This is a genomic window from Endozoicomonas sp. YOMI1 (genome assembly GCF_024606345.1).
GTDB lineage: Bacteria > Pseudomonadota > Gammaproteobacteria > Pseudomonadales > Endozoicomonadaceae > Endozoicomonas.
Map to the genome: position 1 here is coordinate 1 of NZ_JAHHPM010000070.1, position 16,505 is coordinate 16,505.

General features: G+C 48.4%; 15 protein-coding genes and 3 tRNA genes. 4 read left to right on the forward strand and 14 right to left on the reverse strand.

The window, feature by feature from the left end:
- Positions 1-422: 422 nt before the first annotated feature.
- The 6 genes from KDK15_RS02585 to birA form a co-directional block, all read right to left on the reverse strand.
- Positions 423-498 (reverse strand) — tRNA-Thr (locus KDK15_RS02585).
- Positions 499-532: 34 nt separating this feature from the next.
- A tRNA-Gly gene (locus KDK15_RS02590) sits at positions 533-606 on the reverse strand.
- A gap of 122 nt (positions 607-728) precedes the next feature.
- Positions 729-812, reverse strand: a tRNA-Tyr gene (locus KDK15_RS02595).
- Positions 813-973: 161 nt separating this feature from the next.
- Entirely contained in the window at positions 974-1,696 is a 723-nt protein-coding gene (locus tag KDK15_RS02600; protein ID WP_257293808.1) for an SPOR domain-containing protein, read from the reverse strand.
- A gap of 14 nt (positions 1,697-1,710) precedes the next feature.
- Positions 1,711-2,469: a type III pantothenate kinase gene (locus KDK15_RS02605; protein ID WP_257293809.1), complete on the reverse strand. Its 759-nt coding sequence runs from the start codon at positions 2,467-2,469 to the stop codon at positions 1,711-1,713.
- Between the two features lie 2 nt (positions 2,470-2,471).
- Complete coding sequence (gene birA, locus KDK15_RS02610; protein ID WP_257293810.1) at positions 2,472-3,464, reverse strand: bifunctional biotin--[acetyl-CoA-carboxylase] ligase/biotin operon repressor BirA; 993 nt, start codon at positions 3,462-3,464, stop codon at positions 2,472-2,474.
- A 156-nt stretch (positions 3,465-3,620) separates the two neighbouring features.
- Between birA and KDK15_RS02615 the strand changes: the two genes are divergently transcribed.
- The gene (locus KDK15_RS02615; RefSeq protein WP_257293811.1) at positions 3,621-4,691 is read left to right on the forward strand and encodes a histidinol-phosphate transaminase; all 1,071 of its coding nucleotides are present in this window, start codon (positions 3,621-3,623) and stop codon (positions 4,689-4,691) included.
- A 45-nt stretch (positions 4,692-4,736) separates the two neighbouring features.
- Here KDK15_RS02615 and thiC read toward each other — a convergent pair whose 3' ends face one another.
- On the reverse strand, positions 4,737-6,524 hold the full coding sequence (thiC, locus tag KDK15_RS02620) for a phosphomethylpyrimidine synthase ThiC (RefSeq protein WP_257293812.1): 1,788 nt from the start codon (positions 6,522-6,524) through the stop codon (positions 4,737-4,739).
- Positions 6,525-6,911: 387 nt separating this feature from the next.
- A complete protein-coding gene (locus KDK15_RS02625) occupies positions 6,912-7,412 on the reverse strand; it encodes a GNAT family N-acetyltransferase (RefSeq protein ID WP_257293813.1) in 501 nt (166 codons plus the stop codon).
- 801 nt (positions 7,413-8,213) lie between these two features.
- Here KDK15_RS02625 and KDK15_RS02630 point away from each other — a divergent pair.
- Entirely contained in the window at positions 8,214-9,242 is a 1,029-nt protein-coding gene (locus tag KDK15_RS02630) for a DUF523 and DUF1722 domain-containing protein (RefSeq protein WP_257293814.1), read from the forward strand.
- A 40-nt stretch (positions 9,243-9,282) separates the two neighbouring features.
- Positions 9,283-9,696 (forward strand): hotdog fold thioesterase, encoded by a 414-nt coding sequence (locus KDK15_RS02635; protein WP_257293815.1) that lies wholly within the window; start codon positions 9,283-9,285, stop codon positions 9,694-9,696.
- Positions 9,697-9,738: 42 nt separating this feature from the next.
- Here KDK15_RS02635 and tal read toward each other — a convergent pair whose 3' ends face one another.
- The gene (gene tal / locus KDK15_RS02640) at positions 9,739-10,716 is read right to left on the reverse strand and encodes a transaldolase (protein ID WP_257293816.1); all 978 of its coding nucleotides are present in this window, start codon (positions 10,714-10,716) and stop codon (positions 9,739-9,741) included.
- A 155-nt stretch (positions 10,717-10,871) separates the two neighbouring features.
- Positions 10,872-11,843 (reverse strand): ribokinase, encoded by a 972-nt coding sequence (rbsK, locus tag KDK15_RS02645; protein WP_257293817.1) that lies wholly within the window; start codon positions 11,841-11,843, stop codon positions 10,872-10,874.
- Between the two features lie 134 nt (positions 11,844-11,977).
- On the opposite strand from rbsK, the gene KDK15_RS02650 reads away from it, so the two are divergent.
- The gene (locus KDK15_RS02650) at positions 11,978-12,637 is read left to right on the forward strand and encodes a hypothetical protein (RefSeq protein ID WP_257293818.1); all 660 of its coding nucleotides are present in this window, start codon (positions 11,978-11,980) and stop codon (positions 12,635-12,637) included.
- A gap of 58 nt (positions 12,638-12,695) precedes the next feature.
- Here the strand turns inward: KDK15_RS02650 and KDK15_RS02655 are convergent, their stop codons facing one another.
- From KDK15_RS02655 to KDK15_RS02670, 4 genes are all read right to left on the reverse strand, one after another.
- The gene (locus KDK15_RS02655; protein WP_257293819.1) at positions 12,696-13,085 is read right to left on the reverse strand and encodes a hypothetical protein; all 390 of its coding nucleotides are present in this window, start codon (positions 13,083-13,085) and stop codon (positions 12,696-12,698) included.
- 96 nt (positions 13,086-13,181) lie between these two features.
- The gene (locus KDK15_RS02660) at positions 13,182-14,192 is read right to left on the reverse strand and encodes a tryptophan--tRNA ligase (RefSeq protein ID WP_257293820.1); all 1,011 of its coding nucleotides are present in this window, start codon (positions 14,190-14,192) and stop codon (positions 13,182-13,184) included.
- A gap of 150 nt (positions 14,193-14,342) precedes the next feature.
- Positions 14,343-14,678, reverse strand: a complete 336-nt coding sequence (locus tag KDK15_RS02665; protein ID WP_257293821.1) for a hypothetical protein — start codon at positions 14,676-14,678, stop codon at positions 14,343-14,345.
- A 145-nt stretch (positions 14,679-14,823) separates the two neighbouring features.
- Complete coding sequence (locus KDK15_RS02670) at positions 14,824-16,224, reverse strand: MATE family efflux transporter (protein WP_257293822.1); 1,401 nt, start codon at positions 16,222-16,224, stop codon at positions 14,824-14,826.
- Positions 16,225-16,505: the final 281 nt, after the last annotated feature.

Below are 16,505 nucleotides of genomic sequence, written 5' to 3' on the forward strand. Positions count from 1 at the left end.
TTTGCCGAACAAAAGCGGATTTTTAGACCAATTTGCTGCCGCCGCAGTAGGGCAGCCTATTCTTGGACAGCCTTCTAGGCCCTGTTTATGGCGGTCATTCCGGGCAGTGCTGACCCCACCGGTTTTGTAAATGACAAGTTCAAACATGCCGTTACATTTCAACTGCTGTTTATCCTGTTTGATCTGGCCTATCCCACAGTGGGCATGCCTTGGTGAAAACCGTTTGGACTGCTGGTCTCCAAGGCCCTGCCGTTTTTTGACTTGCGTGTGATTGACTTATTTTGAGAATAAGAGATATGAGAAAAGACCCTACTGAGCCAGTGGGTTAATCAAGCGCAGAAGCAGCAACTTTACAGGATTACATGAAGGGAATTACAGCGCATAAAAAAAGGGCTTACATCGCTGTAAACCCTTATTTTATATGGAGCTCTTAACCGGAATTGAACCGGTGACCTCATCCTTACCAAGGATGTGCTCTACCGACTGAGCTATAAGAGCATTAATCTCAAAAAAGAACAAATAAGATGCAATCTGGAGCGGGTAGCGGGAATCGAACCCGCATCATCAGCTTGGAAGGCTGAGGTTCTACCATTGAACTATACCCGCACAAACAAACTTTTATTTATGCAGAAGCTTCTATACATCCAAGAAAGAATACAAGAGAAGCCAGCAGTCTCCAAGCATCAAGAATCAATTTTTCGATTTACTTAACACAAGGAAGTGAATTCTGGTGGTGGGGGCTGGATTCGAACCAGCGAAGCTTTCGCGTCAGATTTACAGTCTGATCCCTTTGGCCACTCGGGAACCCCACCAGATGCTGCGCTATTTTATTCAGGAAGTTTTCTTTGTCAAGCCGACCTTTTCTCTCTTCAGCAACCTTGTTAATCGGTCACCTCCGCTTGTCGTCCTGGCTAACTGTCTCCCTGAGCAGCGAGGCGTATACTAGAGAAACTCTTTGTCCGTTGCAATGCTTTTACATCACTTTTTTCAGCGGTTCATTTTTCTTGCAGGCCGTTCTTAACGTTTTCAATTCAGGAAACTGGTCAGCAGCCTCATCCCAGAATGACGCACTCAGCTTCCCTTCTACCGCGGCATCCATCTCGAGCCACCATTGCTCAGGAATTCTGGGCAGAGACTTGATCGCAACCACATAGCCCGCATCCATTAAACGACGGCTTACCGCTTTTGCAAATTCACTGCGCGAAAAAAGCCCCAGCGAGATCCCATTGGTCAGCTCACCCTGAGTAATCACAAAGCTGTCAATTCTCTGGGCCTGAAGTTCTCTTAACAGCCGTATCGCAGCATCCCTGCTGGCCAGTGGTGGTATATGAACCCAGTAATCCTCCTGCTGACTGCTTTCATCCACACGCTCTTTACTGCTGACACCAACGGCAAACAGGCGCTGCTGCAGTTCATCCACCTCGATCACATTGGCCAAAGGCCCGACAACCAGACATTCCTGAACGGTATCACCCGGATAAAGCGAGGTATCCAACGCTGGCTGAACCTCTGTCTCATTCCGCAGAGACTGAAGATAATCTTCAGTCTCGGTTAACAGGACCAGTCGCTCACCAGCGGCTTCTGTATAAGCATCATAACTCTCAGGCAGCCAGTAACCCACCCGGGACTCCTGCCATGAGCCCCAGGCAAAATAACTGATATTGGCAAACACAAGAAAAATTACTGTCAAACGCATCTTATATAACGGAGTTACCGCCCCTCCTGTTCGAAAGCAAACGACAGACCATCCATCACCAGTGCGGGATGATGGTAACACTCACCCTGGATATACGGCTGAATCAAGGTAGCATCGCCTCCGGTAAGATAAACCGTGCATTCTTTTCCACAAGCCGTTTTATACTGTGTCTGTCGTGAATTAAGCATGGCGACGGCCATGGCCAGAATACCGTTATTAATGCACTCAGCAGTGCTTGTTCCGGGCATTATTGTCAACGCTTCTGGTTCTACCATGGGAAGTTGTGCTGTCCTGGTATGCAGCACCCCCTTCATCAGGCCAACACCTGGTACAATATATCCGCCAAAGTGGTTGCCGCTGTCACTCAACAAGTCAATGGTAATGGCACTACCACAACTCACCACTATTTTATTGCAGGGTTCTTTATTCTCAGCCCAGTCCAGATGATGGGCAGCAAGCATAGCCAGCCAACGATCAACGCCCAGACCAGCATAGGCAACCTGAACCCCCCGGCACTCCTCTTTAACCTCGGCCTTTAACAGGGTTACATTAAAGTGCTGATTAACCGCAGCGCTCAACAGCGCAAAACGCTCATCACCGGAGACAATGGCTGCCCTGGCAGAATCGACCTGCCCAATTTGATCCAGCAGCTTTGGCAGTTCGTGCTGCCAGTCTTCGCTGTTGACAAGAAAGCCATGGGAAACGATGTGGCCATTATTCAGAAGCCGCCATTTTAATCGGCTATTGCCTGCATCCAGCTCCAGAATTCTCATGGTTACTTACTCTTTGTGGGTGTCGCGGCCTTTAACGAAACCTCGCCGCCATTGAAAATCATCATACCTTCACGGGTCTGCAATAACAGTCCACCATTGCCATTGATCCCAGAAGCTACACCGGACACCGTTTTACCCGATGCATCCAGGACAACATCCTGCCCGGCAAACGCATCATAGTGTTCCCACTGTTCTTTGAAATGGCTGAAGCCCTGCTGACTGAAAATATCCAGGGTAAGGCACAACTCGTTGATCAACTCACTGGCTACCTGGTTTCGGCTCACTGTGGTACCACAAACCCGCTGCATATCCACTGCCGACTGGTTAATACCGTTGATCTGTTGCTGGCTCAGGGCAATATTGACACCAATACCGATGATCACTTCACAGTCTCCGGTAGGGTCTCCGTGCACTTCCAGCAGGATGCCACTCAGTTTCCGAAAACCCTCTGGCGAGTTCCACAGCACATCATTAGGCCATTTCAACTTGAGATCACTGCCATCGCAGCGCTCAAGGGCTTTCAGCACAGCCAACCCGACCGCCAGGCTCAGCCCTTCCAGGGATGCCATGTCGGCGCTGTAAAACCAGCGTGCAGACATGCTGATGGTCGAACCAAAGGGATTATCCCAGGCTCTGCCCCGGCGACCACGACCACTGGTCTGATATTCTGCCAGACACACCGCTTTTATTAACGGGCTGGCAACAGGAATCTCTCTGACCAGATCATTGGTAGACGCTGTTTTCAGACAGGTGTGGACAACAACCGACTCTCTGACGGATGGGTCCAGGGCACTGAGAATACGTTCATTATCAAGCAACTCAACCCCAGGATGCAGCCTGTACCCCCTGCCTTTGACTGAATCAATCTGCAGACCGAGGGCTTCCAGCATTTTCAGCTTTTTCCAGATCGCTGCGCGGCTGATCCCCAATGCCCTACCCAGCGCTTCACCTGAGTGGAAACCGCCATCACCCAGAAGTTCTAATACCTTTTCCATTTATAGGAAGTCCACATACCCTGTCAGGAAACTGAATAGTATATCAGGCCAGAGCATTTAACGAACCCAAGTCCTGATAGCTTCTCTTGGGAACTCTGCCCTATACTGCACCTTCTCCAGACACCGACAAAAACAGATGGATCAGGGAAACCGCCGATGAGTATTTTCAAGTCCCACATCACCCGGATGAGCGCCTATACTCCGCCAATTGAAGGCAGAGACCCTCATCACCATCTGCTGTTGGACTTCAATGAGCGAACGTTGCCCGTCAGTGAGCATGTCAAGCAGGCACTGATTAACTACATCAATGATGATCGCCTGCAGGTTTATCCATCCTATGGCGACCTGACCCGGAAAATCGCCGACTACGCCGGTATCAATGAACCCCAGGTAATGATCACTAATGGCTCTGACCAGGGAATTGACATTATTATCCGTGCGGCCTGTACAGAAGGTGATGAAATCATCATCCCCGGTCCGACCTTCGCGATGTACCATCAGTGCGCCAATATTGAAAAGCTGAACATTGTTGAGCCAGACTATAGGCGGGAAACCGGCTTTCCGGTTAACGCAGTATTAGACGCCATCACAGCAAAAACCCGGCTGATTGTCATCGCCAACCCGAACAATCCCAGCGGCACCCAAATCCAGCGTGAAGATATTCTGACCATTGCCAGATCCGCACCGGGCATCGCCCTGCTGGTGGATGAATGCTACTTTGAGTATTCTCAGGCAACCGTCGCTGATGGGGTTATGGCATACCCGAATATTCTGATCACACGCACATTTTCTAAAACCTGGGGCCTGCCTTCCATACGACTGGGCTACGTGATCAGCCACCCTGACAACATCCGTGCACTGCTGAATATTCGTGGCCCCTATGATGTTAACCAGTTTGCCGCCGTGGCCATCAGTGCCGCCCTGGACCACCCGGAGTATACCCGTCAGTACGTCAGGGAAGTTATGGAGGAATCCAAACCGTTGTTTGAGCAGTTCCTTGATCAACAGGCCATTCCCTATTGGCCCAGTGCTGCCAATTTCATCTGGGCATTTCCGGATAATCCTGAGTTCATCGAGCAGCACTTGCGCAGCCATGGCATCCTTGTTCGCCCCAAGTCTGACCAGACCGGGCGCAAAGGCCTGAGAATAACACTGGGCGATATTGCTCAGACCCGGCAGCTGATAGACAGGATTCAGGAGGGGCTTTCTATCGCGGGAGCCGCTTGATTGGCTAGGAGGCTGTCCGAGAATAGTCTCAGTCAAATGCGGAACTTATTCCGATAAAATTCCTAAGGGCTCTTTATTGGCTGAAGGCTCTTTATTGGCTGAAGGCTCTTTATTGGCTGAAGGCTCTTCCAACTCACGTACATCGTGCGTCATGCGCATTGGGCAGAAGTTTGGTCCGCACATGGAACAGAAACCCGCATCTTTGGCGCTGTCCTGGGGGAGGGTTTCATCGTGGTAGGCTTTTGCGGTATCCGGATCCAGGGCCAGGTTAAACTGATCCTCCCAGCGAAACTCAAAACGGGCACGGGAAAGCGCATCATCCCTTAGTTGGGCCCCCGGATGACCTTTGGCGACATCTGCCGCATGCGCAGCAATTTTGTAGGCGATCAGTCCCTGTTTAACATCCTCACGATTGGGTAGACCAAGGTGCTCTTTTGGCGTCACATAACAGAGCATCGCACAGCCAAACCAGCCAATCATCGCTGCACCGATCCCGGAAGTAATGTGGTCATAGCCAGGAGCGATATCCGTCGTCAGTGGACCCAGCGTGTAAAAGGGTGCCTCATGGCAATACTCCAGCTGTTTATCCATATTTTCCTGAATCAGGTGCATCGGTATATGCCCGGGCCCTTCAATCATCACCTGCACATCATGTTCCCAGGCTTTCCTGGTCAGTTCACCTAACGTTTTCAGTTCAGCAAACTGTGCCGCATCATTGGCATCAGCAACCGATCCCGGGCGCAGCCCATCCCCTAATGAAAGCGTAATGTCGTATGCCTTACATATCTGGCAGATCTCATCAAAATGCTCATAGAGAAAGTTTTCACGATCATGAATTTCACACCACTGCCCGAGAATCCCTCCGCCCCTGGAAACAATACCGGTCACCCGATCAACGGTCAGTTTCACATGGTCTCTCAGGGTTCCGGCATGAATGGTAAAATAATCTACCCCCTGCTCTGCCTGCTCAATCAAGGTGTCTTTCATTACCTCCCAATTAAGATCCGCTACCTTGCCGTTTACTTTCTCCAGCGTTTGATAAATAGGCACAGTACCAATCGGTACCGGCGAGTTTCTGATAATCCACTCCCGGGTTTCATGGATATGCTTACCAGTGGAAAGATCCATCACCGTATCGGCTCCCCAGCGGGTTGCCCAGAGCAGCTTTTCAACTTCTTCTTCTATGGTGGACGTCACAGGAGAATTACCGATATTGGCATTGACCTTCACCAGAAAATTACGGCCGATAATCATTGGCTCCGCTTCGGGATGATTAATATTCGCGGGTATAACCGCACGACCTGATGCTACCTCCTGACGAACAAATTCCGGTGTTATCTTCGCATCGGGCCTTCCCATGTTTTCCCTGATGGCAATATATTCCATCTCCGGTGTGATTATTCCCAGCCTTGCATAATGGAGCTGAGTAACATTTCTACCAGAACGGGCACACCTGACAGGGACAGGCGACTGAAAGCGCATCGGCTCAACCTGAATATCCTGTTTTCGTCGCAATGCATAGGTTGAAGAATGGGCACTCAGCTCTTCTGAGTCTTCACGTACCAGTATCCATTCTGAACGGATAGGCGGCAGGCCCTGGAGAAGATCCAGGCAGTATTCCGGATCAGTATAAGGACCGGATGTGTCGTACACTCGAACGGCAGATTCGGTGGATAACTTACTGTACTCCCCATGTCTCTGCACAATGGTTATTTCCCGCAGGCCCACACGAATATCATGGAGGCTGCCAGGAAGGTAAATTTTCCGTGAAGCAGGAAATGGACGACAGGCTTCCGCCAGAAGTGACTGACTGTCAGCAATTGGAGCTCGCATTTGAATACCCTGAAGTTGAAAGTTACCGGCCATGAATATCCATTATCTATTGTTATTGGTTAACTACTTTCGCACTCCGACAAGATGGGAAGATTATAAAGGTGCTCTCCCTGAAAAAGTAGTACCGGATACCTTTTCAGGAATAATTCCCCTCCAGCTCTTTAAGTAATTTGCTCATATATTCCCTGAGATAATCAGAATTCCGATTTGCCATCCTGCGTCCGGCAGTTGTTTGCATGGTTTCAGAAAGCCTCAGCAACTACTCAGGGTGTCAATGCGGCTATTGCTCATGAGTTCAAAAAAAGACAGTACATAAAGGAATAAAGTAAAAAGAATGAAATGGCGTAGTGATTGTACTGCGGCTGCGAAATATTTTCAGCGCATGATTCATATCGGTGACTGTATGCGATAACGGGCAACCGTACAGGTACTCCACCCTTCAAAACGATCAAGCGTCATACCCAGTTGCTGCATGACCCCCTGGGCAAATTCATTACTGGGAGTTGTGTAAGAAATAATCTCTTCCATGCCCAGCTGGTTAAAACCAAACTGAGTCACTGCCTCAACCGCTTCAAGTACCAACCCCTGTCCGCGGTAAGCGGGTAAAAAACGCCAGCTCATCTCAATATGCTTGCCATAGGGGGAAAAGCCACAATAGCCAATCAGCTGGTTATTCTCTTTGAATACCACCGCCCAGCGAGACCACCCCCATTTATCAAGTTCCGCCTGGTAGCGCCACAGCTCGGTTTCAGCAAGGCTTCCAGGCTCTGTCGCCATGACATCTGAAGAGTGGGGTAGCGTTTCACCCAGTAAAGCAGAGTACGCATCGACATCCTGTAACTGCCAGGTACGAAGTATCAGACGGGGCGTATCAGTAACAATCAGCACGGTAAAACAGTCTCCAAAAACTTTGCTCCAACAAAATGATTGCTCCGCCAATTGGACAGTTAGAAGATCTGAAAGTTCTCACTAATAGATAGCCTGATGAATACAACTAACTGATTTACTGATACAAATATCAAAAAAAGCTATTGCCATCATAAGACCAGAGAACGCCAATAGATCAACAGGCAAAACCTGAACTCAGACCACCTGATGATCAAGCAAAAGCGAAGAGATCCTTAATTGCAACCTTTGCACGAGCAAGATGATGATTTCAAAGGCTGCACAAGTTCTTTTACCTATATTAGTGTGCGCAGGCTGTCAAAAGTTCCCTGAGCCAATAAACCAGAAATGAATGGATAAACCCGGACATCATGACTCCGCTATCGGAAGTAGACTATGCACTCCTCAAAGCAGGTATTCCAATGCCGTTAATATCCCGGTGCTGATCGCTATTCAAGTCCGGGCCAGGACCTTTCGGAATGACCCGGGTCGGATTAATCCGGGTATGGCTGTAATAATAGTGTCGTTTTATGTGATCAAAATCTGTGCCATATACCGGAAAACTGACTATTGGATTCATGTATTTTGAATACATGAAATCTTCAAGCAAATCCATTAAAAAAGTCCTACCGTACAAACAATTAGATGATAAACAGGGCTAATAAACATGTCACTCTTGCCTTGGAGGCGATGTAGAGGATGTAGAGTTGTACCTGTTTTCAACGGCTGACAGGCAAAGGAACTGCTGGTAACTGGCGATATTAACCAGGGCATGTATTTCGAATGTAAAGTGGAGAATAACAAGTGGCTATCGTTTCCATACCTGAGCCTGAAAAACAGATCACACTGGGAATCAGCTCCTGCCTTTTAGGCCATAAAGTGCGCTATAACGGGGGCCACAAACGCTCGTCTTTTTGTGTCAACACGCTGGATAAATTCTTCTACTTTGAGCCAGTCTGTCCTGAGATGGCTATTGGGCTGGGAACCCCCAGAGAGCCCATCCGATTGGTAGGTCAACTGGCTGAAACATCACAAACAACCGGGCAAAATTCATCGTCTGCTCCCGATAAACAGTTGCAAATCCGGGTAGTCGGCACTGAAAATTCCAGTTTGGATGTAACGGATGCTTTGCAACAGTATGGCCATGACATGTCTGACCAGCTTTCACACATTTGCGGCTATATTCTGATGCAGAAGTCCCCCAGCTGCGGCATGGCAAGGGTTAAGGTGTACCATGAAAATGGCCACCCACTGGGTGAAAGTGCACCCGGAGCCTATGCCAGGGCATTTATGGAGAGCAATCCGCTGCTGCCAGTAGAAGAAGAAGGCAGACTTCACGACCCAATACTCTGTGAAAATTTTTTCACCCGGGTTTATGCCTATGATCGTTGGCAAAAAACAGTGATGGCAGAGCCATCTTATGCCGCCCTGGTCGACTTTCACGCTACTCACAAGTACATGATCATGGCCCATTATCCCCAGGGATATGAGTTGCTGGGTCAAATCGTGGCTAAAGGCAGCAAGGCGCCTCTGGAGGAATTGCTGGGAGAATATCTACTCAGCTTTATGAGCGCCCTTAAACGACGGGCCAACCGAAAATCTCACACCAATGCCATGATGCATATTCTCGGATATGTGAAAAAAAGCGTCGATGGCAAAGAGCGCAAGCAACTTCTGACGTTAATTGAAGAGTACCGTCAGGAAATAATACCGCTTATTGCCCCCATGACCATGCTGCGACATTTCATAGACAATCATGGTAGTGTATATATTCAACGACAAACCTACCTGACTCCTCATCCGGATCAGCTCGGCTTGCGAAACCGGATCTGACAATTAATTAAAGAAAAAAAAGGAAAAAAAAGGAAAAAAGATGTCTATCTGGAAAAGGCCTTACAATCCTGAAACAGCGGTATTCAAGGAGAACATGTGTGACCATTTGGGTATTGAGATTACCGAAGTAGGAGAAGACTTTCTGCGTGGCACCATGCCGGTTGACCGCAGAACCATCCAGCCCATGGGACTGCTTCACGGTGGTGCCTCGGTGGTTCTCGCTGAAACACTGGGCAGCATTGCCGCCAACCTATGCTGTGAGGACGGAGCCTACTGTGTTGGTCTGGAAATTAACGCCAATCATCTTCGATCAGCCACGTCCGGAAAAGTGACCGGCACAACCCGGCCCATTCATATCGGCCGCAGTACCCAGGTGTGGGAAATCAACATTGAGGATGACCAGGGCAGGCCCACCTGTATATCCCGCATTACCATGGCAACCAAAAAAATATAATCAATAAGAAGGAACCACAAAGGCACAGAGACACAAAGTAATTCATTTGGCTTTTACAACATCCTCCCGAAGTGCATCAAGCAACTGTTTTTCCAGCTTAATCTGATCTGCAGCAAATTTTCTGATGCCTTCCGCCAGCTTTTCCGTTGCCATGGCATCGTCATTCATCGCCCAGCGAAATGCAGCCTCATCCAGAACCACTTTTTCATCACTACAGTCTGGTGAGTCGGCAAACAATTTTTGTTCAAGCCTTTGCTCAGACGATTCCAGCTGATCCAGAAGATCAGGACCAATAGTCAGGCAATCACAACCGGCTAACTCAGTAATCTCACCGGTATTTCGGAAGCTGGCTCCCATCACTACGGTTTTGTAGTCATACTGCTTATAGTAGTTGTAGATACGGGTGACAGACTGAACGCCGGGATCTTCTGCAGCAACAAAGTCTCGGCCTTCAGCTTTTTTGTACCAGTCGAGAATCCGGCCAACAAAAGGTGAGATCAAATAAGCACCGGCTTCGGCACAGGCTTGAGCCTGGGCAAAACTGAACAGCAAAGTCAGATTACAACGAACACCTTGTTTTTCCAGAACCTCAGCCGCTCTGATACCTTCCCAGGTAGACGCTATTTTGATCAGCACTCGCTCACTATCAGCGCCCTGCTCTTTATAGAGATCAATCAGCTGTCTGGCCTTTTGAATCGTCGCGTCAGTATTAAATGACAGTCGTGCATCCACTTCCGTTGACACAAAGCCCGGCACTACCTGCTGGATCTCTTTGCCAATGCCGACCGTCAACCAGTCGCAGGCATAACGGGCACTTGCCGTTTTTTCTGTAGAATGGTTGCGCCCGAAGGCAATGGCTTCATCAACCAGCTTTTTATACGCCGGTAGCTGAGCAGCTTTTAAAATCAGTGAAGGATTGGTCGTCGCATCAACCGGCTGATATCGACGGATAGCTTCGATATCACCGGTATCGGCCACAACCTTGGTCATATTTTTTAATTGGTCGAGCTGATTTTGCATACTGTACCTTCTTCCAGCCAAGCAAAAAGCTGGATGCTTTAAAACCAGATAAGCGCTTTAAAAGTTTAAGTAGTTGGCCAAATGGAATCGTCTTTAATCAACGAGGGTATCCCAGACTATCCGTATTCGCCTTTTAAATCATAGAAATACCAGAATCATGAGGTATCCGGGATTGCAGCAGCATCTGCAATTTCCTGATCGCACTGAATAAATTCCTCAACCTGAAAACGGTAGGGAATAGACGACTGAGAACCAGCACTCATTACACAAAGACCCGCACTGGCATTGGCAAAAAAGGCAGCTTCCTCCAGAGATTTCCCTTCCGCCAGGGCTACCAACAATGCGCCGCTAAATGTATCACCGGCAGCGGTTGTATCAATCGCCTTAACAGGAAACCCCGGAACCATCAGCCCTTCAGGATGGCCTGGAGTCATTGATGATGCAAAGGCTCCATCCTGCCCCATGGTGATCGCAACATCAGTAATACCCTTTTGATGCAATAGGGCGGCTGCCTGGGTTGCCGACTTTTCATCGAAAACTTTAATACCAGTAAGAATGTCTGCTTCCGTTTGATTGGGAGTAATCAAATCCACAGCCTGTAAATAATCCCCGGAAAACATTGTGGCAGGTGCGGGATTCAAGACAACTTTAGTATGGTTTTCCCGGGCAATATGAGCAGCCTGAAGAATGACAGATTCAGGAACCTCCTGCTGCAAGAGCAGATAATCCGCACCAGCGATCAAACTATGTTTCTGCTCAATATGCTCTTCGGTCAGGCAGCCATTAGCGCCTGCAGAGATGCCAATCATATTTTCGCCTTTGGCATTAACGAACATCAGGGCAACCCCTGTTTCCGTATCCACTATTTCGGTAATTGCCGATGTATCGATACCTTCATCACTCAGTTGCTGTACTATTTCCCGCCCCGGATCGTCCTGTCCAATAGCCGCCATCATGAATGTATTGCCGCCAAGGCGGGCACAGGCTACCGCCTGATTAGCACCTTTGCCCCCAGCCATAATGTTATAAGATGAAGCGGCAATGGTTTGGCCTGCCTTGGGAAAACAATCAACCCTCAGGACATGGTCAACATTAATACTGCCTAGCACGAGAATCTGCTTACTCATATCAGCACCTGTGAAAATCTCAGCCTGAAAGCTTACCTTCTCTGCAATCTAACCAACCTGTTAGTGATTTATTCGAAAGCAAATTGTTAACTGTTAATCATATTAAGGATAAAAGCTCATGGAGGTAGGTTTATATGAATACTGTAGCTGCTGGTCCTAACAGTCCTGATCAAACAATAAACTCTTGTAATTCAACAGGTAATGCATTGAGCAGAGCTGCAAAATGCTTTGGCCGAAATGTATGTGAGGTGCTCATAGGCATTCCCTACGTTTTGTATCATAGCTATAGTCTAGCTACTGAAATGGTCTGTGCCAGCGGTGGTGCTGTTGTCGGTACCTTGAGAGGTGGCACTGTCAAGCTGGCAAGGGCGGCAGGATCAAAGCTGGGTCTATGCCAGAAATCAACAAAGCCCCTGTCGGAATACATAATCAAGGCTTTTCGCCGTGGTGCTAATGTTGGCCGAATTCCTGGTAAAATCATGGGAGGGGTTGGGGTATTGGCTGGCACATTTGTTATTACTTCAGTGGCGATTTTGATACCAGCATTAGTGGCTGTTCCTGGCATTTTATTAGGAGCTGGCTGCCTGGCAAAAAGTGCTATTGCCTATCGTCAAATCAAATGTACTGGACACTCATCTATTGAAGATAATTCCAAAACTTTTTTGAGAAATATCAGCCATGATTTTAGAGATTTACATGATTACCTGTATTATGGTGATAAAAAACAAGACAGTGATGGTGAACAAAAGGATGACAATGCTTTCATGCTTGATGATTTGCAAGCCTCTAAATAATATCAGTTTGTGTTCATTTGGTTAACTACTTAACGCTGGTTGATTCTGTGGTTATGCTTTACTCAAAAAATGCCTGATGAATCCGGGTAACATACGTCAGTTCAACCAGTTTTTTCAGGGTCACCAGGTAATTGGCCTGGTAAGTATCACCCACCACCAGATACTGCTCCTGACCACACTGTAAACGTCCGGGGGATTCTTTGTAGACAATCGCGGTTGGATCAATAGACATCACCTGTCGTACTGTATTCACATGGGCAGGTATACAAAACTCATAACTCAGGGATCGTTTGCCATCCGCTGGCCCATAAAGACCATCGGCATCCAGGCGCGTCAAATCAAACTCTATCTTTTGCTGAATCTTGTCTTTCAGAAGACCGTCCAGATGGCTGCAGGCCGACAACAAGAATGCACTGAGTACAACGGCAAATAACGTTGATGTGTTCATGGGATTTCCAGTGGAGAAGGTGCATGTCATTATTGCTTTTATTATTAAGAATGGCTTTCCCAAAGGAAAGCCAAACGTTAAGACGACTGCAGAATATTATACAAGCGGCTTAAGGCCTACGGCTTGACGAATAGACGCCAGGCACGGAGCGGCTTCGACCCGGGCCTTTTCAGCCCCCTTTAGCAGCTGTTTTTCGATAAATGCAGGATCTTCAATCAGCGCATTATAACGTTCACGGGGAGCTTGCAAGTGAGTATTCAGAAACTCAAACAGCTCATTTTTCAGATCTCCCCAGCCAGCACCATCGGCATATTGCTGACGTTTTACCTCAATCTGAGTGGCATCGGCAAATGCCGAGTAGATCTGGAAAAGCGTACAGGTATCCGGATCTTTCGGCTCACCCGGCTCCAGTGAGTTGGTTTTGATCTTGCGAACCAGCTTCAGCAGTTTCTTTTCAGGGACAAAAAGCGGGATGGTATTATCGTAGCTTTTGCTCATTTTACGACCATCAAGACCATTCAGCACTGCCGTGGTTTCACCCACCACCGCTTCAGGCAAAACGAACCGGGTCTGATAATGATGATTGATACGTCCGGCAATATCCCGGGCCATCTCAATATGCTGGACCTGATCACGACCCACCGGCACTTTATGGGCATTGAACATAAGAATATCCGCCGCCATCAGCACCGGATAGCAAAACAGCCCCATGGTCACACCCTTGTCCGGATCCTGCTCACCGGCTTCTTCGTTAGCCTGAACCGCTGCCTTATAAGCATGGGCACGGTTCATCAGACCTTTGGCCGTCATACAGCCAAGAATCCAGTTCAACTCGGCAATTTCAGGAATATCTGACTGACGGTAAAAGGTGACACGATCCGTATCCAGACCCAGTGCCAGCCAGGTAGCGGCAATTTCCAGAGTAGACTGGTGAATTCGCTTGGGGTCACGACCTTTGATCAGGGCATGATAGTCCGCCAGAAAGTAGTATGAAGCAATATCGTCACGCCAGCTTTCCTCAATTGCAGGCTTGATAGCCCCTACGTAGTTACCCAGGTGTGGTGTTCCAGTGGTCGTAATACCTGTCAGTACTTTCGTTTTACTCATGAGTTCACTCGCACAGCGACGATTTATACTCCCCTCAGGCCAGATAGGAATTTCCTGAACAGAGCCAAGAAAGTGCTGCATTGTATGCAGGCATTAGCTGCTACGCAATAATTAAAGATAAAATAACCAAGAGGCTATTCTCGGGCAGCCTCATAGGTCAATAATCTGTACTTTGGGGATTAGTGAAATTTCCATTTTAACATCCGGAAGGCTTTGTCCAGTTAAACTTGGATAGTGAATACTGCAGAAACCGATGGTTGTACCAGCAATAGCACCTTCTTGAAATCCGGTTTTAGCACATTCAAATCCGGTATAGATAGCATTAGTAACACAAGGCGTGATACTTCTTTCAGCTAATGCGCTGGCTCCACCTGCAGCTTTTACAGTTCCAATTGCTGCACCGGTATATATACTTTTTATTGCTCCATAAAAACATCCAGCCATACCAAAATAATAGGCACCAGCGACGGCTCCGGGTAAGCACATGGCAATATCACTACCTCCTACTTTTCCGCATAATGGACAACTCACCTGAAATAATGGGGGGGGGTTTTGCGATATTCATTAGAAAACCTCTTGATAAAAATCCTCACAAGAGCCTTAGCACTCGCTCACAATAGACACCAGATCGTCAGGCCACGGGCCCCAGCACGGCGCCAGAAACCGACCTCCGATGCCGACGAATAATGACTCGCAGACGCAAGGTCAAAAGGACGGCCCCCATGGTCAAAGCAGTCACCAGGCCAATCCATAAGCCATGAGGCCCCATTGGTGCCACAATCCAGTCGGTCAGCCCGAGAATATAGCCCAGGGGTAACGCCACTCCCCAGCAGGCAAACAGAACCATTGCCATGGGTACCCGGGTATCTTTATAGCCACGAAGAGCACCATTAGCCGCAACCTGAATACCATCGGCGTATTGGAACAGTGCCGCATAAACCAGCAGCTGAGCAGCCAGAGTGGCCACCTCAGAGTTCTGTGTATAGATCGAAGTCACCATACCTGGCAGGAACAACATGACGGCAGCACTGACGGTGGCACTGACCAGCGTCGTCACAATACCCGCATAGCTGGAGTAGGCGGCCTGCGCGGTTTTACCGGCACCCAGTGACTGCCCGACACGAATGGTAAGCCCCATCGACAGGCTCATCGGCACCATAAAGATCAGTGAAGAAAAATTAAGGGCAATCTGATGCCCTGCCACCACGATCGCCCCTAATTTCCCAATCAGCAGAGCCACCACCGAGAAGATACTGGCTTCAAAGAAAATCGCCAGGCCAATAGGTACACCCAGCGTTAGCTGACTGGAAATAATGCTCAGACTGGGTAAGTCCCAATGGTCAAACAAGCCAATTTTGCGATGCTGCTGACCCAGCATAGTGTAAGCCGCCATCATCAGGCACATGGCCCAAAAGCAAACAGCTGTCGCATAACCACAGCCAACACCACCAAGCTCCGGGAACCCGAACTTGCCATAAATCAGTACATAGTTCAGGGGAATATTCAGGGCCAGGGCAATGAAACTGGTCACCATGCCGGGCATGGTTTTACCTATTCCTTCGCAGTAGCAGGCAAGCGCCTGGAACAGACAAATCGCCGGAATGCCCCAGGCAAGTGCTTGCATATACTCCAGCGTTTTAGCGGCCATCTCAGGCCCAACCTGCAACCATTGTAATACGACATCAGATTGGTAAATAAAACCCAGGGCCAACAGACTCATCAGCAGGGCAATCCATAATCCCTGACGCACCTGAGCACCAATCTCTCCGGTTTGCCATGCACCGTACAGATGGGCAACCGTGGGCGTAATGGCCATTAATATACCGCGGATTAACAGGTAGACCGGCACCCAGATACTGGAGCCAAGGGCAATGGCAGACAGATCCAGGGCTGAATATTGCCCGGCCATACTGGTGTCGACAAATGACATACCGGTGGTTGCCAGTTGGGCCACCATAATAGGCCCGGCCAGATACAGTAATTCACCAAGTTCGCCCCGATAGCGGGCAAAAGCTGAAAGATTTGTTCTCATTGTTGCTCACAGGATAGAAACCCACGACAGACAGAGCCGGGGCAAAGGATTATATATTCTATCAATGAATCAAAAAATATTGGTTAACTGACATTTGTTACCGCAGAAGATAGATGCTCTTTAAGGACTTCAACTCGCTCAATATCAGCGGCTATCATTTCCATCACACCTACTACAAATTCCTCTTTATGCAGATGTGTTTTTAATTCATGATGAAAGACCAGCGTTTACTGGCTTTTTTCTCTTCCTTTTTCTCTTTTTTGGTTTATCTGTTTGCTCTT